This window comes from Faecalicatena sp. Marseille-Q4148 (assembly GCA_018228665.1).
In the GTDB taxonomy this organism is placed as follows: domain Bacteria; phylum Bacillota; class Clostridia; order Lachnospirales; family Lachnospiraceae; genus UBA9414.
Genome location: CP073692.1, coordinates 960,304 through 983,273 on the forward strand (window position 1 = coordinate 960,304; position 22,970 = coordinate 983,273).

21 protein-coding genes are annotated in these 22,970 nt (G+C 41.8%); 4 read left to right on the forward strand and 17 right to left on the reverse strand.

What is annotated here, in order from left to right:
- Window positions 1-3: 3 nt before the first annotated feature.
- The 3 genes from nifU to KFE17_04595 are packed head-to-tail and all read right to left on the reverse strand — an operon-like array spanning window position 4 to window position 2,110.
- Window positions 4-444, reverse strand: coding sequence for a Fe-S cluster assembly scaffold protein NifU (nifU, locus tag KFE17_04585; protein QUO33029.1), 441 nt, complete (start codon window positions 442-444; stop codon window positions 4-6).
- 1 nt (window position 445) lies between these two features.
- On the reverse strand, window positions 446-1,633 hold the full coding sequence (nifS, locus tag KFE17_04590) for a cysteine desulfurase NifS (protein QUO33030.1): 1,188 nt from the start codon (window positions 1,631-1,633) through the stop codon (window positions 446-448).
- A gap of 15 nt (window positions 1,634-1,648) precedes the next feature.
- On the reverse strand, window positions 1,649-2,110 hold the full coding sequence (locus KFE17_04595) for an Rrf2 family transcriptional regulator (GenBank protein ID QUO33031.1): 462 nt from the start codon (window positions 2,108-2,110) through the stop codon (window positions 1,649-1,651).
- Between the two features lie 126 nt (window positions 2,111-2,236).
- Here KFE17_04595 and KFE17_04600 point away from each other — a divergent pair, with 126 nt between their 5' ends.
- The gene (locus KFE17_04600; protein QUO33032.1) at window positions 2,237-3,550 is read left to right on the forward strand and encodes a polysaccharide biosynthesis protein; all 1,314 of its coding nucleotides are present in this window, start codon (window positions 2,237-2,239) and stop codon (window positions 3,548-3,550) included.
- Window positions 3,551-3,635: 85 nt separating this feature from the next.
- Here KFE17_04600 and KFE17_04605 read toward each other — a convergent pair whose 3' ends face one another.
- The 14 genes from KFE17_04605 to KFE17_04670 form a co-directional block, all read right to left on the reverse strand.
- A complete protein-coding gene (locus KFE17_04605) occupies window positions 3,636-4,178 on the reverse strand; it encodes a stage II sporulation protein M (GenBank protein ID QUO33033.1) in 543 nt (180 codons plus the stop codon).
- A 59-nt stretch (window positions 4,179-4,237) separates the two neighbouring features.
- Entirely contained in the window at window positions 4,238-4,777 is a 540-nt protein-coding gene (locus KFE17_04610) for an NUDIX hydrolase (protein ID QUO33034.1), read from the reverse strand.
- A 149-nt stretch (window positions 4,778-4,926) separates the two neighbouring features.
- Window positions 4,927-6,474, reverse strand: a complete 1,548-nt coding sequence (gene rny, locus KFE17_04615) for a ribonuclease Y (protein ID QUO33035.1) — start codon at window positions 6,472-6,474, stop codon at window positions 4,927-4,929.
- 84 nt (window positions 6,475-6,558) lie between these two features.
- The gene (locus tag KFE17_04620) at window positions 6,559-7,179 is read right to left on the reverse strand and encodes a regulatory protein RecX (GenBank protein ID QUO33036.1); all 621 of its coding nucleotides are present in this window, start codon (window positions 7,177-7,179) and stop codon (window positions 6,559-6,561) included.
- A gap of 1 nt (window position 7,180) precedes the next feature.
- Window positions 7,181-8,239 carry a recombinase RecA gene (gene recA, locus KFE17_04625; GenBank protein QUO33037.1) on the reverse strand — a complete coding sequence of 353 codons (1,059 nt, stop codon included), beginning with the start codon at window positions 8,237-8,239 and terminating at the stop codon, window positions 7,181-7,183.
- A gap of 221 nt (window positions 8,240-8,460) precedes the next feature.
- Window positions 8,461-10,026: a putative ABC exporter domain-containing protein gene (locus KFE17_04630; GenBank protein ID QUO33038.1), complete on the reverse strand. Its 1,566-nt coding sequence runs from the start codon at window positions 10,024-10,026 to the stop codon at window positions 8,461-8,463.
- Complete coding sequence (locus tag KFE17_04635) at window positions 10,023-10,721, reverse strand: ABC transporter ATP-binding protein (protein ID QUO33039.1); 699 nt, start codon at window positions 10,719-10,721, stop codon at window positions 10,023-10,025. The genes KFE17_04630 and KFE17_04635 overlap by 4 nt, the downstream gene beginning before the upstream one ends.
- Before the next feature lie 155 nt (window positions 10,722-10,876).
- A complete protein-coding gene (locus KFE17_04640) occupies window positions 10,877-11,554 on the reverse strand; it encodes a UDP-N-acetylglucosamine pyrophosphorylase (protein QUO33040.1) in 678 nt (225 codons plus the stop codon).
- Window positions 11,555-11,564: 10 nt separating this feature from the next.
- Window positions 11,565-13,574 (reverse strand): type IA DNA topoisomerase, encoded by a 2,010-nt coding sequence (locus KFE17_04645; GenBank protein ID QUO33041.1) that lies wholly within the window; start codon window positions 13,572-13,574, stop codon window positions 11,565-11,567.
- Window positions 13,575-13,627: 53 nt separating this feature from the next.
- Entirely contained in the window at window positions 13,628-14,581 is a 954-nt protein-coding gene (glsA, locus tag KFE17_04650; GenBank protein QUO33042.1) for a glutaminase A, read from the reverse strand.
- A gap of 2 nt (window positions 14,582-14,583) precedes the next feature.
- Complete coding sequence (ppk1, locus tag KFE17_04655) at window positions 14,584-16,692, reverse strand: polyphosphate kinase 1 (protein QUO33043.1); 2,109 nt, start codon at window positions 16,690-16,692, stop codon at window positions 14,584-14,586.
- A gap of 51 nt (window positions 16,693-16,743) precedes the next feature.
- Window positions 16,744-17,829, reverse strand: a complete 1,086-nt coding sequence (asd, locus tag KFE17_04660) for an aspartate-semialdehyde dehydrogenase (GenBank protein QUO33044.1) — start codon at window positions 17,827-17,829, stop codon at window positions 16,744-16,746.
- 65 nt (window positions 17,830-17,894) lie between these two features.
- Window positions 17,895-19,274 carry an argininosuccinate lyase gene (gene argH, locus KFE17_04665; protein QUO33045.1) on the reverse strand — a complete coding sequence of 460 codons (1,380 nt, stop codon included), beginning with the start codon at window positions 19,272-19,274 and terminating at the stop codon, window positions 17,895-17,897.
- A 5-nt stretch (window positions 19,275-19,279) separates the two neighbouring features.
- Window positions 19,280-19,915 (reverse strand): epoxyqueuosine reductase QueH, encoded by a 636-nt coding sequence (locus tag KFE17_04670; protein QUO33046.1) that lies wholly within the window; start codon window positions 19,913-19,915, stop codon window positions 19,280-19,282.
- Window positions 19,916-20,040: 125 nt separating this feature from the next.
- On the opposite strand from KFE17_04670, the gene KFE17_04675 reads away from it, so the two are divergent.
- The 3 genes from KFE17_04675 to KFE17_04685 all read left to right on the forward strand — a co-directional run bounded on the left by KFE17_04675 (window position 20,041) and on the right by KFE17_04685 (window position 22,880).
- Window positions 20,041-20,838 (forward strand): ABC transporter ATP-binding protein, encoded by a 798-nt coding sequence (locus KFE17_04675; protein ID QUO33047.1) that lies wholly within the window; start codon window positions 20,041-20,043, stop codon window positions 20,836-20,838.
- Entirely contained in the window at window positions 20,801-21,631 is an 831-nt protein-coding gene (locus tag KFE17_04680; GenBank protein ID QUO33048.1) for an ABC transporter permease, read from the forward strand. Before KFE17_04675 ends, KFE17_04680 begins: the two co-directional genes overlap by 38 nt.
- 106 nt (window positions 21,632-21,737) lie before the next feature.
- Complete coding sequence (locus tag KFE17_04685; GenBank protein QUO33049.1) at window positions 21,738-22,880, forward strand: helix-turn-helix transcriptional regulator; 1,143 nt, start codon at window positions 21,738-21,740, stop codon at window positions 22,878-22,880.
- The last annotated feature ends 90 nt before the right edge of the window (window positions 22,881-22,970 follow it).

Consider the following 22,970-nt stretch of genomic DNA (forward strand, 5'->3'; position numbering starts at 1 on the left):
CTCCTAGTATACTTCTTCCTCTTCTTCGTCTTCGTGAATATCAGATTTTGGTTTTTCTAATCCTTCGATCTGAAGTCCGTTCTTTTCTGCATAATCCCAAAGCGCTGCATGGATCGCCTCTTCTGCCAGTAAAGAGCAATGTACTTTTACCGGCGGAAGTCCATCAAGCGCCTCCATAACCGCTCTATTTGTTACCTGCATCGCTTCATAGATCGTCTTTCCTTTTACAAGCTCAGTCGCCATACTGCTCGTCGCAACAGCCGCACCGCAGCCAAATGTTTTAAATTTCACATCCTGAATTACTTGGTTTTCATCGATATCGAGATAAATTCTCATAATATCTCCGCATTTTGCATTGCCAACTGTGCCTACACCGCTGGCATTTTCAATTTCTCCTACATTTCTCGGATGTTGGAAATGATCCATTACTTTTTCTGTATACATATTATTTACCCTCTGCTTTCTTCATAAAATCTTCGTACAATGGTGACATTTTTCTTAAATTTGCAACGATTTCGCTTAACGTCTCTACTACATAATCCATATCTTCTGTCTCGAACTCTTCATTCAGTGAAATCCTCAAAGAACCATGCGCAATTTCATGCGGCAGTCCGATCGCCAAAAGTACATGGGACGGATCGAGTGAGCCAGACGTGCACGCAGAACCGCTGGAAGCACAAATCCCTTTCATATCCAGCATGATCAAAAGTGATTCTCCTTCAATAAATTGGAAACTGAAGTTTACATTATTTGAGAGACGCTCCGTCCGATGTCCATTCAACCGACAATACGGAATTTCTTTTTCAATCTTCTCAATCAGATAATCTCTCAGCATTCTTTCTTTTTCTGTCCGTTCTTCCAGTGTCTTCATTGCACGCTCTACTGCTGCGCCAAATCCAATAATCCCCGGAACATTTTCTGTTCCCGCACGTCTTCTGCGCTCCTGAGCGCCTCCGTGAATAAATGAACGAATCTTTACACCTGTGCGGATATACAGACACCCGATTCCTTTCGGTCCGTTTAATTTATGTGCACTTGCACTGAGCATATCAATGTGACATTCATTCACATCAATTGGCATATGTCCAAATGCCTGAACTGCATCTGTATGGAAAAGAATGCCATGATCTTTCGCAATCTTGCCAATTTCTTTAATCGGCTGCACGGTTCCGATTTCATTGTTAGCATACATAATCGAAATCAAAATCGTATCCGGTCTAATAGCTTTTTCTAATTCATCCAGACGTACCATACCAAATTCATCCACGTCAAGATAGGTAACTTCAAATCCTTTTTTCTCCAGATATTCACACGTATGCAGCACTGCATGATGTTCCATCTTTGATGTAATGATATGGCGTCCCTTGCTCTCATAGGCCTCTGCCGTTGCTTTCAGCGCCCAGTTATCTGCCTCTGTTCCGCCTGCCGTAAAATAGATTTCGTTTTCCTTAGCTCCGATTGCTTCTGCAATTATTTCTTTCTGTTTCATCACTGCTGTTTTATTTTTTGCCGCAAAGCTGTATACACTTGATGGATTCCCATATAATTCTGTAAAATATGGCAGCATTGCCTGGACAACTTCAGGAGCTGTCTTTGTTGTTGCCGCATTATCAAGATATAATAATTTCTCCATTTTCATATCCCCCTTTTATTTTATTCTTTCTGCCGGTATTCGCTGTCCACAGCAGGAACACAGTTCCTTGCTTTCTCGTACAAGCTGATCCAGCTTTATTTCATTTACTGTCTGAGTAATACTTTCATTAATTTTCTGCCAGACATATTTTGTCACACAGCGGTCAGCTGTATCACATCCTACTTCCGGATGCAGTCCTCCGCATTCTACCGCTTCAAGACTTCCTTCCAGAGCTCTTAAAATATCCCCCACAGAAATATCCGCCGCTGCTTTGTTCAAAACATAACCGCCTCCGGCCCCACGGATACTTTTGATCAGACCTGCTTTTCTAAGGAGCGACATCAGCTGTTCCAGATAACGCTCTGAAATTTCCTGCCTTGCCGCAATACTGCTGATAGATACCGGTTCTTCTTCACTGTACTGAGCCAGATCGATCATCGCTCTTAATCCATATCGTCCTTTTGTAGATAGTTTCAACTGATCACCTTCTTTTTAATTCCTACTTTTTTACTAGGATTTCCATTGCTAGAATAACATTACTATTTTGTTCTGTCAAGAGATTTTCTGGAATAAGCTTTATAAACAGCACTATTAGGAGTTTTTATGTCCAAAACACAATCTATTATCAGAGGAACGCTTATCCTTACCCTTGCCGGAATTCTCACACGGCTCATTGGTTTTTATTACCGTATCTTTCTAAGTCATACCTTCGGCGAAGAAGCTGTCGGACTTTATCAGCTCATCTTCCCCGTGTATGCTCTTTTCTTTTCTCTTACCTGTGCCGGTATCCAAACTGCCATTTCTCGTCTTACAGCGCGCTATACAGCTGTCGGAAAGTCTCTTCAGGCAGTTCGCTGTCTTATGACCGGTCTTATTATCTCGTGCACACTTTCTATCCTGTGCATGATTTTTCTGCAACAAACTTCCCCGGTAATCGCCCTGCATTTTCTCGGTGATCAGCGCTGCGCTCCTCTTTTATACGCAATGGCATATGCTTTTCCTTTTGGAGCTGTTCACAGCAGCCTCTGTGGATATTATCTCGGACAACGCCGGACAAACGTACCTGCTTTTTCTCAACTTCTTGAACAACTCGCCCGCGTCAGCACCGTTTTTCTCCTGTGCCATTTTACCCTTAGACAGCATTTCACTCCAAACATTGTATTTGCAGTTCTTGGTCTTACCGCAGGAGAAATGATTTCTTCCTTTTATGCCGTCTTTTATTTTCTTACCGAACAGCGTCAACAGGCAGAACTGCGCCCTGCAGTCCGCGGAATGTTTCAGCCCTTTAAAAGCCTTATGCAGCTTGCCATACCACTGAGCACAAGCCGCATCTTATTAAATCTTTTACAAAGCATCGAAGCCGTCTCTATTCCGCACAGTCTAAAGGTATATGGATTAACCACTGCCGAAGCACTCTCTGTCTATGGCGTTCTAACCGGTATGGCACTCCCATGTATTCTTTTCCCTTCAGCTGTAACTAATTCCATGTCTTCTATGTTGATGCCAACTGTAGCTGAGTTACAGGCTTCTAAGAACCAAACAGCTCTGCATAGACTTGTTTCTAAAGTAGTCTTCTTCTGTATCTTTATCGGAATCATATGCTGTACCGGTTTCCTTCTTGCAGGAAATGTGATCGGGCAAGTCCTATTCCACAGCTCTCTTGCAGGAACTTTCATCGTAACGCTTGCCTGGATCTGCCCATTTCTTTACTTAAACACTGCTCTTTTGAGTATTTTAAACGGATTGGGAAAAACATCATCCACACTGCTCATCAACATGGTCGGACTCACTGTCAGAATCATCAGCGTCTATCTGATTATTCCCTTTTGCGGCATCCTGGGATATTTATGGGGATTGCTTTTAAGCCAAATACTTATTACCCTTTCTTCTTTTTTTCTTTTAAAACGGATATCGTAATCCAAAATACAATATGTTCCAGGCACATCACATAAAAAGGAGACAGAAGCTGCTGTAATATCAGCATTTCCTCTGTCTCCCTTTTTTAACCAAGAAGTCGAATAAATAACTTCATGATATCTGGATTTACATAAGCTTCCATAAAAATCCCTATCAGAAATATCCCTCCCACCGTCGTACTCTTCCATATATTCCACCGGATCTGCGGATAGCCATACAAATACCAAAGTAATATGGCGTATCCAAATCCATAAGCAATCATATGCGGAAACATTCCAGCTATGCAGATAAGCATTCCTTTCATCCCAAGATTCAAAACTGCCGCCACCGCCACAATCCCTCCGCTAAAGCCTGTCCAGAGCAGAAAAACCGCAGCAGCACTGCTTTTGAATCTGCTGCATCCTGCTATTGCCAGCAACGACAGTGGAAAGAGACGGAGCTGTAAAAGATAAAAGAAATATTCCTTCACATTAATTTCTGTCTGCATATACTGTCTAAGAAAATATTCCTGAAAAATTCCGGAAGAATCCGGGGTGTTTCCTCCGACAATATTGGCATATAGAATTCCGACAAAAAACCCCGCCATATAATAGAGCAAAAGCTGCTTCTTTGACTTTCGTATCTTCATAGGACTCCCTCCCATCTGTTGATACTATATATATGCCGAGGTTATTGTTTTATTCAAGTTTATTCTGCATGATATTTTGCATCGTATGCAAGAATAGCCGCAATCGTTTTACTGTCTTCAATTTCCTGATTCAAAATCTTTTCTTTCAGTTCTTCTATCGTATAGGCTTCCACATCAATGTACTCATCCGCATCCAGATGTTGTTTTGATGGAATCAGATTTCTCGCTGTAAAAATCTCAATTTTTTCATTACAAAGCGCCACTGTCGTACGAATGGTAATCAGTTTTTCCAGATTTTCCGAGCGATACCCTGTCTCCTCTTCCAGCTCACGGCTCGCACAGACAATTCCCGGCTCGTCAATGCTATCAAGTTTCCCCGCCGGAATCTCAATTGTCTCCCGATCGATCGCATTTCGAAATTGACGTACCATCAAAATCTTCCCATCCTCTCTTACCGGCACCACCGCGGCAGCACCATTGTGATGGATAAAATCATAGTGAACTGTTTTGCCGTCCGGTGTCAGCATCGTATCATCGTAAACATCCAGCACAGCTCCTCGATACGCTAAATCTCTTTTAATTCGTTTCACAGAATCCATTCTTCTCCCTCCAATCTGTTTTCAGTATAACAAATTTGTTTCTGTTCTCCAATGGCATTTTTGTTTCCCACAGAATAAAAAGGGCAGGATATTTGTTATCCCACCCTTATCTTACTTCAAAATAATATTTGACTTATTTTTTCGGTCAATTACTTCGCATAGTCCGTTGCTCTGGATTCACGAATTACATTGACTTTAATCTGTCCCGGATATTCCAATTCGAACTCAATCTGTTTTGCAATATCCCGTGCCAGTAACACCATATCATCATCACTGATCTGTTCTGGAACTACCATGACACGAATCTCTCTTCCTGCCTGAATGGCAAAAGACTTATCAACTCCCTTAAACTGGTTGGTGATATCTTCTAACTGTTTTAATCTGTTTGTGTATGTCTCTAATGTCTCTCTTCTTGCACCTGGTCTCGCTGCAGAAATCGTATCAGCTGCCTGTACGATACATGCAATCAGAGATTCTGGTTCTACATCACCATGATGAGATTCTACTGCATTAATGACTGTTGCAGATTCTTTGTACTTACGGCAAAGATCCACTCCAATCTGGATATGAGAACCTTCAACATCATGATCAATGGATTTACCAATATCATGTAAAAGTCCTGCACGTTTGGCAACGCGGACATCAAGTCCAATCTCACCTGCAAGAAGTCCTGAAAGTTGCGCCACTTCGATAGAATGTTTCAGCGCATTCTGTCCATAACTTGTACGGAACTTCATGCGGCCAAGCAGACGGATCAGCTCCGGATGGATTCCATGAACACCAACTTCAAGAGCTGCTGCCTCTCCTTCCTCACGGATCATACTTTCTACTTCTTTCTGTGCTTTCTCAACCATCTCTTCAATTCTTGCCGGATGGATACGTCCATCCACAATTAATTTTTCGAGAGCAATACGCGCTACTTCTCTTCGAATTGGATCAAAGCCGGATAAAACAACTGCTTCCGGAGTATCATCGATAATCAATTCCACTCCTGTCATCGTCTCTAAAGTACGGATATTGCGACCTTCTCGTCCAATAATACGCCCTTTCATCTCATCACTTGGAAGCTGTACAACAGAGATTGTCGTCTCTGCCACATGATCAGCCGCACACTTCTGAATCGCAGTTACGACATATTCTTTTGCTTTCTTTGCAGCCTCTTCCTTTGCCTGGTTTTCCAGTTCTTTTACCATCTTAGCGGTATCATGTTTCACATCATCTTCAACAGTTTTTAACAGATATTCTTTTGCCTGTTCGGAGGTCAGACCTGAGATTCGTTCCAGTTCCCGTACTCTTTGTTTTGTCAGTTCTTCTGCTTTGACTTCTCGCTGCTTAATCTGCTCTTCACGAGTTACAAAGCTGGCTTCTCTCTGCTCAATTGCTTCTGAACGCTTATCAAGAGCTTCTTCTTTGGAAAGGACTCTCTTCTCGTAACGCTGCAGTTCTGCTCTGCGTTCCTTCGATTCTTTCTCAAGTTCATTCTTTGTACGAATGGACTCTTCTTTCACTTCCAAAAGTGCTTCTTTTTTCTTCGTTTCAGCCGTTTTTAATGCATCATCTATAATCTCGCGCGCCTTACTATCCGCATTCCCGATCTTACTGTCTGCATCTTTCCGCAGATTATTGACCGTGATCATGTGAGTAAGCCCTGCTGTTACTACTGATACAACTACAGCAACAATTATATAACCTAGCACAGGAGCACCTCCTTATTTAGTTTTCATTGTACAAATACAACAGTTAAATTTTATACTGTTTTGTTAAATATGTCAAGCATTCAATCAGAAACTTCCTTCATCCCCACAAGAAATCTCCATTGCACGACGAATTTCTTCATAACCAAATCCTTTTCGCGCCAGATAGCCATAAAGCTTTTGCTTCTGATTCTCATCCATATCAGGCCGATACCCCTTTTTAGAAAGGAGTGTGCAAATTGCTTCCAGCGCATCTTCCTGGTCATAACAGGACTCAAACGCCTCATCAATTTGTTCTCCCGGAATCCCTTTCTGCAGAAGGGCAGCATAGATTTCTCTTCGGCTCTTCTTCTCCTTCCGGTTCAGTACATACATCTGCACATACCTTTCATCATTGATATATCCAAAGCGTTTCACATATGCAACAGCTTCTTCTATCAAATCTTCCGGATAATGACTCTGTCGAAGTTTATTTCGCAGATCTGCCTCTGTTCGATCCGATACATTTAAAAGATGAAGCGCCCGCAGTTTTATACGTTTTAAAATAACTTCCTGACGAATCATCTCATAAATTGTTTCACTGATCTGTGCACCCTCAGCAATCTGATAGCGAGACAGTTCGCCTTTGTATAATTCAAAGGCGAACTGTTCATCTAAAAACACTTTATACTTTGTCTTCGTCACGGCTTCTACCCGCGTTACCTTCATACTACTCTTCTTCTGCCTCCACTTCCGGCTTCGGCACCTGTACAGCAGATTCCTCTGCCGGTGCGAGACCGTAATGCTCTCTTACTTTCGTCTCCAGTTCTGTCATAATATCCGGATGTTCTGATAAATATTGCTTTGCATTCTCACGTCCTTGGCCAATCTTATTTCCGTTATAAGCATACCATGCGCCACTCTTGTTCACAAGATCAATGCTTGTTGCCAGATCCAGAATATCTCCTTCTTTGGAAATACCTTTTCCAAACATAATATCAAATTCCGCTTCCTTAAATGGCGGTGCAATCTTATTCTTAACTACCTTAATTCTTGTACGGTTTCCTACCATCTCACCGCTTTGTTTTAATGTTTCGATTCTTCTGACATCCATACGGATAGAAGCATAAAACTTTAAGGCGCGTCCTCCTGTCGTTGTCTCCGGATTGCCGAACATCACGCCAACTTTCTCTCTCAGCTGATTGATAAAGATTACCACACAGTTCGACTTGCTAATAACCGGAGTCAGCTTTCTGAGCGCCTGAGACATCAGACGTGCCTGCAATCCTACATGGCTGTCTCCCATATCTCCTTCAATCTCCTGTCGCGGTACAAGCGCTGCCACAGAGTCGATTACAATAATGTCCATTGCACCGGAACGAACCATCGTCTCTGCAATCTCTAATGCCTGATCTCCACTGTCTGGCTGTGAAATATAAAGTTCATCAATATCTACGCCAATATTCTTAGCATATGCCGGATCAAGCGCATGCTCTGCATCAATGAATCCGGCAATTCCACCGCGTTTTTGTACTTCGGAGATCATATGCAGCGCTACTGTTGTCTTACCACTTGACTCCGGTCCGTAAATCTCAATAACACGTCCCTTTGGAACGCCTCCCAGACCAAGCGCAATATCAAGACTCAAAGAGCCTGTCGGAACAGTCTCCACCGCCACATTGGCACTGGCATCTCCAAGCTTCATTACTGTTCCCTTCCCAAAATCTTTCTCCAATTTTGAAATCGCTGCATCTAGTGCTTTCTTTCTATCTTCAATATTATTTGCCATTCTACATACTCCTTTTAAATACGAACTTATGTTCGTTTCTATGAATATATTAGTATACATTCTTTCAATTGTCAATAGTCTTTTATCGAATTCCTGCCCCTTGGAATTGTAAACGATGCTTCTTCAGTATAGCATATCCTTCCATATAAAGATAGAATAATACAAAAAGATTATCTGAAGATTGTGTGTTCAGATAATCCTTTGTTTTTTACACCTAAATGTTATTCATTCTGCTCCAGTACTTCAAATTTCATAGATGCGAACAGCGCTACGATCACAGTTGCTGCCAGACTGTAGACAAGCATAACTGCAAATACAACTTCCGGATTCAGGAAGATCGCTGCTGCCACGGATATAAGCACACCAACTCCAAGCACTGCTGACTGAATGAGAAGCCGCAGAATTGTACGCCCTGTATTTCCCATCGTATTTCCAAGCAGCATTTTTGCAAATACTTTTAAATACATTTTATTTGCCTGTAAAAGTACATATATTACGATACTTGCTGCTATCTGCCAGAATGGTACATGCCAGAAATATCCAATCATACCCGCCATGAGCAGTCCATCAAAAAATGCCTTTATATGTTCCATCTTTGTCGCATTCCACATTTTTCTGACTGCCGTGTCCGGAATCAGATATAAATAAGGATTTTCTAACTCCTTGTCCCATTTACCCGCATAACCGGAAGCACAAAAACTCATGTAGGCGATCAATCCCATCATAACCAGCCCCTGCATTCCTTCTTTCGGCGGTTCCATCATCTTCGCCAGAACGCCGGCAAGAACAACACAAATTAACGTCATCGAATCAAAAATAAAAAACCGCTCTTTCTTATATTCCAAAAGCTGGCGATAGAAGATTGCTTTGGCGCCGCCTCCAAAATTGCCTTTTACTGTACGGAATTTTTTCTTTTTCCCAAGACTATAACCAGTCTCTCCCCGCTTGCTCCGGTTACGGAGTTCTTGATAATCATCCGCAAATTTAGCCGCATCTTCATAATAAGCGCCTGTGTTTTTCATCCGGATCGCCATAAGTGTCAGAAGTATAATCAACCCCAGATATAATACTGTTCCGATTACATTCAAACGATCCGGACCAAGAATCACAAGCCGAAAAGCGCTGATATCCCATCCCACTACCGGAAGCAATCGAAAAACCGGATGTTCGATCAGTTCCGCAGCACTTTTTAAGCTGATTCCGTTTTCTTTGAAATACCACAGGAAAAATATCGCTGAAACAATAAGAATCCCTTTGATGAAAATTCCCCATCGTTTAAACTTTCCATCAGCAAAACGGTCACTTCCATAGACAATGATGATCAGGCTGCATTCAAGAACCATTTCCAACACAAAGCAGAGCAAAAACATCAGTGCCGCACGCCAGATTGGGAGATGGAATACCCACACACCGATCACGCTCATGACAATACCGCCCACAATACTCAATCCCAGATTTAATGCCGCTGTATCAAGAAGAATTCTCTTTGGAGAAATCGGCGCAGTAAAAACAAAATGCGCCTGGCAGGGGCGGAAAATAATTCCCTTGCGGCCGGCATAGCTGACGAAATTTGCAGGAATCATATAAAAACTCCAAATCGTCATCAAAATCACAAGTCCATATGCCGAATCAAATTGAAAGGTTGCTGCAACTGTCCCGATTCCCGCAACAATGATTCCGATATAAAATATTCCGAGAACAAGAAACAGATACGTTGTCGGCCGCTTCAGCGCCTTCTTTATTTGATTCTTCCAAATTGTTTTTCTCAAATACCAAAGTGCTTTCATTCTTCCTCACCGCCTGTCATTTCGAAGAACAGATCGTCCAGATCTTTACCGCCAACCTCATCTTTCTTATAAGCTCCGATCAATTTTCCTTTCTCCATCACAAACATTACATCCCACAAGCCGTCTACCATTTCAAGCATATGTGTGCTGATGAGCACCGTTGCCCCATTTTCTTTTAATTCCAAAATAACTTCTTTCAGTTCCTTAATTGCTTTCGGATCCAGTCCAACCATAGGCTCATCGAATAAAATTACCTGCGGCTTGACTGCAAGTGCGCAGCAGATACTGACCTTTTGCATCATTCCTTTAGACAATTCATTTCCCATTTTATCCTGCTTGTCACTCATTTCAAATCTTGCAAGCAGTCCTTCAATTTCTTCATCTGTAATGCTGCTTTTATATGCCTTACGAATATATTCTATATGTTCACGTACCGTCAGTGCATCAAACAAAGCCGGAATTTCCGGCACATAGGCAAAGACTTTTTTCGCCTCCAGTGATTTTGACGATATCTTTTGAATTCCAATTCCTCCGTCATACCTGAGCAGGCCTGCAATACTTTTTATAATTGTGGATTTTCCCGCTCCATTCGGTCCAAGAAGAATTCCTACACAGCCATCCGGAATCGAGAAACTAACATGATCTACTGCCAGATATTTTCCATAGCGTTTTGATAATCCCTGTACTTCTAGCATTTTATCCCTCCTCAAAACTTTTGTATTATTATATTAATACAGATATTTCTCTGTGTCAATATATAATATCCATAGGCGGAATTGCTGCTTCTTTGCTCTTATCCTCATTCCAAACAAAAAGGACGCTCATTTTTTGAGCATCCTGTTGTTTTCTTCTAATTTTCAGATTCGTACTTTTCTGCCACTTCGCCGCGCTTTTTATAAATACTGTTGGCCGGCACAAATTCCCTCACCATGGAAAGCGGATAAATATTTGTATGAGCTCCGACCACCGTTCCCGGATTCAGTACACTGCCGCAGCCAACTTCTACATTGTCACCGAGCATCGCTCCGAATTTTTTAAGTCCGGTCTCAATCGGACCATCCGGTGTCTTGACCGTCACAAGTGTCTTATCTGATTTCACATTGGAAGTAATCGATCCAGCGCCCATATGCGCTTTATATCCCAGCACCGAGTCTCCGACATAGTTATAATGAGGAACCTGCACTTTATTAAACAAAATAACATTTTTTAATTCTGTAGAATTTCCCACAACAGCGCCTTCTCCAACAATTGCATTCCCTCTAATAAATGCACAGTGGCGTACTTCCGCATCCTTTCCAATAATTGCAGGACCATGAATGCAGGCCGTTGGCGCAACTTTAGCGCTTTTTGCAATCCATATATTTTCTCCACGCTTTTCATACTCTTCTTCACTTAAAGTATCTCCAAGCTTCTGAATAAACTCACCAATCTTCGGAAGGATTTCCCACGGATATGTAACATCCTCAAAAATATCTTTTGCAAGCGTTTCATCCAGTGAATACAGTTCTGATACTGTTAATTCTTTCATACACATTCTCCTACTTCTTTTTATGAATACCTGTTTTATAAAATACTGCTGCCTGTTCATAGTATCGTCTCAGCTGATACTGATTGTTCAGGCCAAGCACACCATTCGTTCTGCTGATAATAAAATTTCTAAGCTTTGTCATATATTCTTCCGGAGTAATTTCTCCTTCTGCCACATAAGTAAGCCCCTTTTCCCAACTGGCAGTCAGTTCCGGATTTAATAGTGATTTAATCGAATTTGCCACTACATCAAAGACCATTTCTCCAAGCAATGTCGGTGTAATGACCTGTGTTTTCTTATTTAAAGCCAAATACTTAATATGTATCAGTTTTTTCAGAATTTCTGCCCTTGTAGCACTTGTACCGATCCCGCTTCCTTTGATCTGTGCCCGCAGTTCCTCATCTTCGATCAACTGCCCTGCATTTTCCATTGCCAAAATCATTGAACCGGAATTATAGCGCTTCGGCGGCGATGTCTCTCCCTCTTTTATGTGCAACGACTGCACCGGAAGTATACTACCTTTTTTCAACATTTTGATCTGTTCAAAAAAGCTGCTGTCAAGTTCTGTTTCCTCTTCTTCCCCTTTATCTTCTTTTTTATGCAGCGGTTTGCCTGCTACTTTCAGATAGCCTTCCTGCTCCAGGATTTTGAAAGATGAAAAAAACATTTCCCCTCTCATCTCCGTCACAATTGCGATTTTGCGATAGATTGCCGGAGGATAAAAAATCCCAAGAAAGCGTTTCACAATAACATCATAGACCTGCTTCGCCGTATGAGAAACGCTGTTCAGCGCACTAAGTCCCTGACCGGTTGGAATAATCGCATAGTGGTCTGTAATCTGTTTATCATTCACATATCGTGTCTTTGCAAGTCCTTTGTGACTTCCAAATTGCAAAATATCCTGCAAATATGGTTTTGCCATCTCATATTTAGACAATCCGTTGAGATTTTTGGAAATCTCTTTTGCAACCGCTGTCGAAAGCACTCTGGCATCTGTTCTCGGATATGTCACGAGCTTTTTCTCATACAGTTCCTGCACGATTTTCAGTGTCTCATCCGGACTGATTTTAAAACGCTTCGCACATTCATTTTGAAGTTCAGCCAGATTATAGAGCAGCGGAGGATTTTTCTTTTCCTGTTTTTTCTCTACAGACACAACCTTACAGCTAAGCGGTGTTTCTTCCTTCAGCCAAGAAATAAATTCTTCTGCCTTTTGTTTTTCTTTAAATCCATTTTCCTTATAAAGATCAAAAGACTGAAAATATCTGGAGCCCTTCACAGCTCGCCATTCGCCTTCAAAAGTACGTCCATCCAGTGAAACCGTATTCAGTACCCGATAAAAAGGAGTTTTTACAAAATTACGAATCTCCCGTTCCCGGCGAACGACCATACCGAGCACACAGGTCATAACGCGCCCAACAGAAAGCACCGTATATTTCGCCCCGGTAAAGTTTGCGATACTGTTTCCATATTTTAATGTCAGAAGTCTTGAAAAATTGATTCCCATCAGATAGTCTTCTTTTGCTCTCAAATAAGCAGAGGCGGAAAGATTATCATACGCCGACAAATCTTTCGCCTCCCGAATGCCTCTTAAGATTTCATCTTCTGTCTGTGAATCAATCCAGACACGAAGCCGCTTCTTTCCATGTACTCCAGCCATCTGTTCTACGAGCCGGTAAATATACTCTCCTTCTCGTCCGGAGTCTGTACAAACATAAATGCAGTCCACGTCATCTCTCGTCAAAAGTGATTTCACCGTTCGAAACTGTTTTGCAACTGCCGGAATAACTTCATACCGGAATTCTTCCGGAATAAACGGAAGCGTTTCCAAACTCCAACGCTTCAGCTTCTCATCATAAACCTCCGGATAGCTCATTGTCACAAGATGCCCAACACACCATGTCACAATTGCATCCCCTGATTCCAGATAACCATCTTTGCGGGCTGCCTGAAGTTTTAATGCTTTCGCAAATTCCTGTGCAACACTTGGTTTCTCCGCAATATATAGTGATTTTCCCATAAATTCTATGCTTGTCCTTTCTGATGCTGTCTTTCTTCTGATAAAATCACCTGTTAAAATAATTGATAATCCAGCTTTTCAGATAAAAATTCCAGCATTTTAATTCCGCCGATGCTATTTCCTTTCTCATCCAGAGACGGTCCAAATACCCCGATTCCCATTCTTCCCACAAGCGGAACCGCGATTCCTCCTCCGACACCGCTCTTTGCCGGGAATCCTACTGACATAGCAAATTCCCCAGAACCATCATACATTCCGCAAGTAAGCATAAGCGCCCGAATCGCTTTTGCACTGTGAGGCTCAATCAGCATCTCCTTCGAAAACGGACATTTCCCCTGATTTGCAAGCACCGCACTTAGATTTGCAATATCAAGCGCTGTTACACTTACGGAACACATCCTGAAATAAAGATCAAGGCATTCCTTCACATCTCCTTCCAGAACCCCCGATGCTTTCAAATAATATGCCAACGCCCGATTACGGTCTCCGGTTTCTTTCTCAGACTGATAGACACTCTCATTCAGACTGATTTCTTTGTTATTACAGAGTTTTCGCGTCAATTCTAAAAAACGGTCAAACTTTTCATCCGCCGATGTTCCGTTAATGCAGCTGGCCACCGCAATGGCCCCCGCATTGATAAACGGATTAAACGGTCGGGATTTTGTCTCCAACTTTACAATCGAATTAAAAGGATCACCGGTCGGCTCGACTCCCACTTTGTCGTGAAACAAATAATCCGGTCCTCTGTCCCGCACAGCAAGGATCAGGGAAATGATCTTAGAAATACTCTGAATCGTAAACGGAACCCGGGAATCTCCCACTTCCACAACTTCCGGAAGATCTCCATCAAACCCTACTGCACAAATTCCAAGCTGATATTTATTTACCCGCTGAAGCTCCGGAATATAGTTCGCTGTATTACCATTTCTTACAAAACATTTTCCGTACTTCAGCGCATCTTTTAATAATTCCTGCGTTACCACACCTGTTCCTCCTGCTAAAAGCATTTCTACTTACGCATCCATGCTCTAATCTTATCAAAAATAGTTTTATGTTCTACCACAACGGATTTATTTCTGCTTTCACGAATCGCTTCATGCATAAATACTTCCTGAGAATTTACTCCATCTTCTTCCCTGCCCCGTTTTACATAAGTACCATCTGCCGTCATATTTCTTCCTTTGACGGTATCGTTCAGCATTGTTTTCAGCATATGCGTAACCCATGTTTTTAATTCCGGATCAAGGATCGGACAGGCTACTTCTACACGTTTTTCGGTATTTCTTGTCATCATATCCGCCGAACCAATATAGATTTTCTTGTCAGCGCCATTCCCAAAGCAGAAAATACGCGGATGTTCCAGAAACCGTCCTACAATGCTCATTACAGAAACATTATCTGTTTCTCCCGGCACCTTTGGAAGAATACAACAGATTCCACGCACGATCAGATCTACCTTGACACCTGCTTTAGAGGCTTCTGAGACTTTCTGAATGAAATCCATATCCGTTACAGAATTCATTTTCATTACAATACGTCCATTTTTCCCTTTGGCAATCTCTTCATCCATCAGGCTCAAAATATTCTTTTTCAAGCTGCTCGGAGAAACAATCAGCTGATCATATTCGCCATCCAGATTACCAATAGACATATTCTGGAAAAACATCGCCGCATCTTCTCCGATCTTCTTATTTGCCGTCATAAGACAAAGGTCTGTATACATTGCAGCGGTCTTCTCATTATAATTGCCTGTGCCAATCTGAGTGATATACTGAATCTCATTTCGATTCCGATATGTGATCAGACAGATCTTAGAATGTACTTTATATCCCTCAAACCCATAAATCACACGGCATCCTGCTTCTTCCAGCCGCTCCGACCAGTCAATATTGTTCTGCTCATCAAAACGGGCGCGCAGCTCAATCAATACTGTTACTTCTTTGCCATTTTCTGCAGCAGCACATAAGTATTCCACTAACCTCGTCTTCTTTGCCAGCCGATAAATCGTAATCTTAATCGTCATCACATTAGGATCTACAGATGCTTCTTTGATCAATTTTAAAAACGGCTCCATGCTTTCATATGGATAAGACAACATAATATCTTTTTTCTTTACTTGCTTCATAATGCTTCCATCCGTAACCATTCTGGCTTCCTGTGGATGAAATGGCGGATAGATCAATGAACGTTTCATCGATTCCGGTACTTTTTCTGCAACGGCAAACATATAGCCCAACTTCATTGGTGTCTTTGTGCGGAAAATCTGTTTTGGTTCAATCTGAAACTTTTCACAAAAATATTTTTCATTTTCTTTTGTCAGCGGTTCCGCTGTCTCAAGACGCACAACCGCCATTCTGCGCCGTTTATGAAGCGTCTCTTTCATTCGCTTCCGAAAATCTGCATCATCCGCAAATGCCTCATCATCCGGAGAGATATCCGCATTCCTGGTTACACAGATATAATTCTTATCAGAAATCTCATACTGATCAAAAATCAGTTCCATATACTCAATAAGAATCTTTTCCATTCGGATATACCGGATATCATGTCCCGGAAGATATACGATGTCCGAAATAAAATCCGGCAGCGGAATGATTCCGAGCATCGATTTATTTCCTTGTTTCAGATTAGCTGTCACATAAATTGTATTATTCAGCAGATGCGGGAACGGGTGATTCGCATCTACAATCTGAGGAGACAGTACAGGAAGGATCTGTTCTTTAAAATATTTCTTTACATACTTCTTTTCCTGCTGTTCCAGTTCTTTAAACGAAAGTCCGCATACTCCGTAAGGACTCAGCTGTTTTTTGATTTCTGCATAAGTCTTATCTCTCTCTTTATAAAGAGGCGCTACTGCTTTATAGATTTCATCAAGCTGCTCTGCTGCCGTCATTCCGGAACGTCTGTCTATACTTTCATCTCCCAGCGCTTCCATATCATGCAGGCTTCCTACCCGGATCATAAAAAACTCATCCAGATTGCTCGTAAAAATCGCCACAAATTTCATTCGCTCCAGAAGCGGCACAGATAAATCCTGCGCCTCCTGAAGCACTCTTTGATTAAAGCGAAGCCATGATAATTCTCTGTTCTGTGTATAATCCAATATTTTTTTCTCCATGCTTTGTCACCTCATCCTGATTCCAATTCTCAGCTTCTGAATCTCTGTGAACTATTTTGCCTGAATATATCCTTTGGCAGTCAATGTTTCAGCGCAAAGCACTGCTCCTCCTGCCGCTCCTCTTACTGTATTATGGGATAATCCAACAAATTTAAAATCATACACGGTATCTTCCCGCAGTCTTCCTACGGAAATTCCCATACCATTTTCAAAATCTACATCTAATGTAACCTGTGGACGGTTATCTTCCTCCAGATACTGAATAAACTGTTTTGGTGCACTTGGAAGCTCCAGTTCCTGAGGAAGTCCTTTAAACTGTACAAGTTTCTCTATCAGCTGTTCTTTTGTTGGTTTTTTCGCAAATTTTACAAATACAGCCGCTGTGTGGCCATTTAAAACAGGTACGCGAATACACTGCGTTGTAATCACCGGCTTCGCTGCTTTTACAATCTGTCCGTCTTTAACTTCTCCCCAGATTCTGAGCGGTTCCTGTTCACTTTTTTCTTCCTCGCCGCCAATATACGGAATAATATTCTCAATCATTTCCGGCCACTCTTTAAAAGTTTTTCCCGCTCCGGAAATCGCCTGATAAGTTGTTGCAACAACTTCTGTCGGTTCAAATTCTTTCCAGGCAGATAGTACCGGCGCGTAACTCTGAATAGAACAGTTCGGTTTTACAGCCACAAAGCCTCTTGTTGTTCCGAGACGTTTCTTCTGTGCTTCAATAACTTCAAAATGCTCCGGATTGATCTCCGGAATCACCATTGGCACATCCGGTGTCCAGCGATGTGCACTGTTATTGGATACAACCGGTGTTTCTGTCTTTGCGTAAGCATCTTCAATTGCACGAATTTCTTCTTTTGACATATCCACTGCACTGAATACAAAATCAACGCCTGAAGCAACCTGCTCTACTTCATTTACATTTTTAATCACAAGATGCTTTACTGCCTCCGGCATCGGTGTAGTCATTTTCCAACGTCCGCCTACCGCTTCCTCATAAGTCTTTCCTGCTGAACGCTCACTTGCAGCAACTGCTGTCACTTCAAACCATGGATGATCTTCCAGCAGCGCAATAAACCGCTGGCCTACCATTCCTGTTGCACCGAGAATTCCTACTTTTAGTTTCTGTTCCATATCTGTCATTCCTCTCTGTTTAATTCATTTCTTATTCTTATTTTCCGGCAGTTCACAACCTGTTTCTATGTTTCCTGCAAATATTTGCGGTCGCGTTCAATTACCTCTTCCATTGCCTTTTTCCCCGGAGCGCCAATTGTATTTCGTTTCTCTACACAAGTACGAATAGAGATCGCATCATAAATATCTTCCTCAAATACCGGAGAAATAGCCTTATATTCTTCCATGCTCATCTCATCCAGAGAAATTCCTTTCTCAATGCAATAAAGCACAAGCTGACCTACGATTCCATGGGCATCCCGGAAAGCGACCCCATGATTCACAAGGTAATCTGCCGCATCTGTAGCATTGGTAAAACCATTTGCGGCGCTTTTTTCCATCGTTTGTCTGCAGAATTTCATCGTCTGAAGCATTCCGGTAAATAACGCTGTACAGCCTTTTACCGTATCTATCGCATCAAATACAAGTTCTTTATCTTCCTGCATATCTTTATTGTAAGCAAGCGGAATTCCTTTCATCGTTGTCAAGATAGAGATCAGTGCACCGTACACGCGCCCGGTTTTTCCTCTGACAAGCTCTGCAATATCCGGATTCTTCTTCTGCGGCATAATACTGCTTCCTGTGCTGTATGCATCATCAATTTCCACAAACTGATACTCGTTTGAATTCCAAATAATAATTTCTTCTGAGAATCTGCTCAAATGCATCATAATCGTAGCACAGGCAGACATCAGTTCTATCAGATAATCTCTGTCGGATACCGAATCCATACTGTTCAGTGTCGGTCCTGCAAATCCCAGCAGTTCTGCAGTATAATCCCGATCCAACGGGTATGTCGTTCCTGCCAGTGCTCCGGAACCAAGAGGACAGAAATTCATCCTCGCATAAATATCTGCAAGTCTCTGTCTGTCTCGTTTAAACATCTCAAAATATGCACTCATGTGATGTGCCAGCGTAATTGGCTGCGCTTTCTGAAGATGTGTAAAACCAGGCATAAAAGTCTCTGTGTGTTCTTCCATAATACCAAGAAGTACGCCCAGCAGCTCTTTCAGAAGGTGATCTTCTGCCACAATCTCATCTCTCACATAAAGCTTCATATCAAGTGCAACCTGATCATTTCTGCTGCGTCCTGTATGTAATTTCTTACCGGCTTCTCCAATCCGCTCGATCAAAGTTGCTTCCACAAAGCTGTGAATATCCTCATAAGCCTCGCTGATTTCCAGCACTCCTGTCTCCACATCTTTTAAAATTCCTTCCAGCCCTCCGATAATCTGTATTTTCTCTTCTTCGGTCAGAATTCCCTGTTTGGCAAGCATCATCACATGCGCCATACTTCCTTTTATATCCTGTGCATAAAGACGCTTGTCAAAAGAAATTGATGCATTAAAACGATACACCAACTCATCTGTCTCTTTCGTAAAGCGTCCTCCCCATAATTGTGCCATTCTAATCACTCCTTTTTTCTTTCTTCCTGTTGTTTTCTGCGTTCTTCGCGGGAAAAGACACACCCGCAATAGTCCTGTCGATAAAGCCCATACTGCTTTGATAATTGTATCGATCTCTGATATCCGTTCTTTTTCTTAAAGTCTGACAGCAAATAGGAAACTCCCTGCTGTTCTGCTTCTTCCTGTCCAATCTCATTCAGCCAACCTGCTTTTTTCATCGGACTGATACTGAGGGTTGTTGTCACATAATCATACCCGCCTTCTTTTGCAGCTAGGGCAGCAGCACGAAGCCTAAGCCGGTAACATCTTCTGCAGCGTTCTCCGCCTTCCGGCTCTTCTTCCAGTCCTTTTGCCATCTCATAAAACTTATCTTTCTCATAATTTCCTTCAAGAAATGTTATCGGATATCTGCAATTTATAGAACGGATCAGCGCCTCCTGTTCTATGACTCGTTTCCTGTATTCCTGCTCCGGATAAATATTCGGATTATAATAAAACACTGTAATTTCAAAATACTGAGATAAATATTCTAATACATAGCTGCTGCACGGAGCACAACAACTATGAAGCAGCAGCTTGGGAACTCTTCCTTCTCTTTGAATATGTTCAATGATTTTCTCTGTTTCTTTCTGGTAATTCACAAATCTATCTCCTCATGCACTGTATTGTTTCAATTATACAACGCCTCTTTTAATCCCGCAAGAACACTTTCGTAATCTTTACATAGTTTAATCATATAAACAAACACAGAAAGCTGAGGTTTACAATGGAACATGTACTGGAATTAAACCAAGTCAGTTACTCTTATCACACAAAAGAAGGAGAAACTCTGGCGCTTTCACAGATTTCCTTTTCACTAAAGAAAGGAGAATTCATCGCAATTGTCGGTCCATCTGGCTGTGGCAAATCCACTCTGCTCTCACTCATCAGCGGACTTCTTACTCCTGAATCCGGAACCATCCGTATTAACGGAAAGCCACTAAAAGAAAGCGCTGCAAATATAGGTTATATGCTTCAGAAAGATCATTTATTTGAATGGCGAACGATTTATCACAATGTAATTCTCGGATTAGAAATCCAGCATATGATGAATATCCACACAATCCAGCGCGCAAATGAGCTGCTGGAACTCTACGGTCTTGGGCATTTTAAGTCTTCCCGCCCTTCTGAACTCTCCGGAGGAATGCGTCAGAGAGCCGCTCTTGTCCGAACACTCGTATTGGAACCCGAACTCCTCCTTCTTGATGAACCATTTTCTGCACTAGATTACCAGACAAGACTTGCAGTAGGGGATGACATCGGACAGATTATCCGAAAAGAACAAAAAACAGCAATTCTTGTTACCCATGATCTTTCCGAAGCCATCAGTCTCGGGGACCGGGTAATTATTCTCTCTGATCGTCCTGCTACAATTGCCCAGACACTGCCGCTGACATTTCACCTAAAAGAAGACACCCCTTTAGAACGCAGAAATACACCTGAATTCAAACAATATTTCAATCTGATCTGGAAGGAGTTGAATCATCATGGCAAAGCAGTCCAAACCGCATCTCTTACAGACTGAGTCTGTTTCTCCGGCGCAGGCACAGTACTTAAAAGCAATTCAACGCCACAGGCATACCGTCATTTTCTTTCGCTGCTTTCTTTTTATCTTTTTTCTTACTCTCTGGGAAATTTCTGCCAGAACCGGACAGATTGATTCCTTTATTTTCAGCAGTCCGTCCGGCATTGTTAAATGCTTTGCGGATCTCTCCGCAGACGGAACTATTTTCCTTCACATTTGGGTTACCGTGTATGAGACACTGATCAGTTTCATCCTCGTTCTAATCTGCAGCATATGTTTTGCTATACTTCTTTGGTTTTCTGATTCCCTTTCCGAAATCCTGGACCCATACCTTGTCATTCTAAACAGCCTTCCAAAATCAGCGCTTGCGCCCCTTCTGATCGTCTGGCTTGGGGCTAACAAGAAAACCATCATTGTGGCCGGGATGTCCGTTGCAATATTTGGAAGTATTTTAAATCTCTACACCAGCTTTAAAGAAGTAGATCCGGAAGATCTGAAACTAATTTACACACTACACGGCACGCACCTTCACGCGCTCCAAAAAGTCGTGCTGCCAAGCTCCGTCCCTGCTATCATAAGCAATATGAAAGTGAATATCGGACTTTGTCTTGTTGGAGTTATCATTGGAGAATTCATCGGTGCCAGAGAAGGGCTCGGATATCTGATCATCTATTCCAGTCAGGTCTTCAAAATGGATTGGCTTCTAATGTCCATTGTACTGCTTTGTGTTTTGGCAATGACTCTCTATGCATTCATTAATCTCGTTGAAAAATGGTGTCAAAAAAAATTCTAATGAAAATTCATTATGCGCCCAATTCATTACATGTTGCACTCAATAATAGATAGCATTTTTCTTTCTTTTCCGATACAATAAAAGTACATCAGAAAGGAGTGATTATATGCGTCTATATGAAAAATTACAACAGCTCCGAAAAGAACATCATCTCTCCCAGGAACAGTTGGCCGACTTAATGAAGGTATCCCGGCAAACAATTTCCAAATGGGAAAATGGAACTGCCGTTCCATCTACAGAACGACTTCACGAACTGGCTTCCATTTATCATATCCCTCTTTCCGAGCTTTTAAGCGCGCCAAAAACCAGCGCTGCTCCGACGGCTTCCGTACCTAATGAAAAAGAATCGTCAAACAATCGATTCAGGGAAAAAGATTCTCTGCTTATCTGGAAAGGAACTGTTATTTTCCTCACACTTCTTGTGATCGGACTTTGTTTTTACGGGTATTATTTGAATAAAAAGATTTCTTCCATCAATGTAAACTATCATTATCTGCCTCCGGACAATGCAGACTCTATCCCGGAAGAACAGACATTATCATCAGATTATACCTTTATATTTCAGCATGCAGTTTCAGATTCGAATCAATTTCTTTTTCAAATGAGCGCTGTTCCAAAAACTTACAAGGAACAGGATACTGGTGAATTTATATTGACAATCGGATCAGAATCCAGAACCTTTCCTGCTGAACTGATTGATGGGGTATATCGTTCAGAATGTGCCCTTTCCCCTGATGAACTCAATCAAGAACAGACCTGGTTTTTAAAAATCTCCAATAACGGCTCTTTTCAAACACAAAAACTATATCAAGACCAGAATTTTGGAGAAGAAATACTTCCGCAGCATGAAATCATTTCTACTCCTGAAATTAGTTTCAAAAATAATACGCTTACGTTAAAAGGAGAATTTACTATAAGTATCGGCGCGGCTTTTGACACAACTTCGTCACTGCCTGTTCTTATAAATTATCCGGTTACCGGCATTGTTCGAATTCGTCAGGGCGAGAAAACGCTAGCAGAACTTCCGATTGATCTTTCTGATACCGTACAGGCTTTTCGGCAAATAGACCAGATGCCGTCCGACGAGGATGGCGGTTCTGAATATGTCTATACCGATCGCAGTTACCTGAATACTCCAATCGAATTAGAATTGCGTATTCCAAATCGTACAGAAAATGTTTTTTACGAAATAGAGTTTACCGATACTTACGGCATAAAAAATACGCTAAAATCTTCTATTCTTTTTTAACGCATCTGAAGAATCAGTATCTGCTGATTAGTACCGTTTCGATTAGCAAAATTCAAGGGCAGATGTGACTTGATATGAGTCACATCTGCC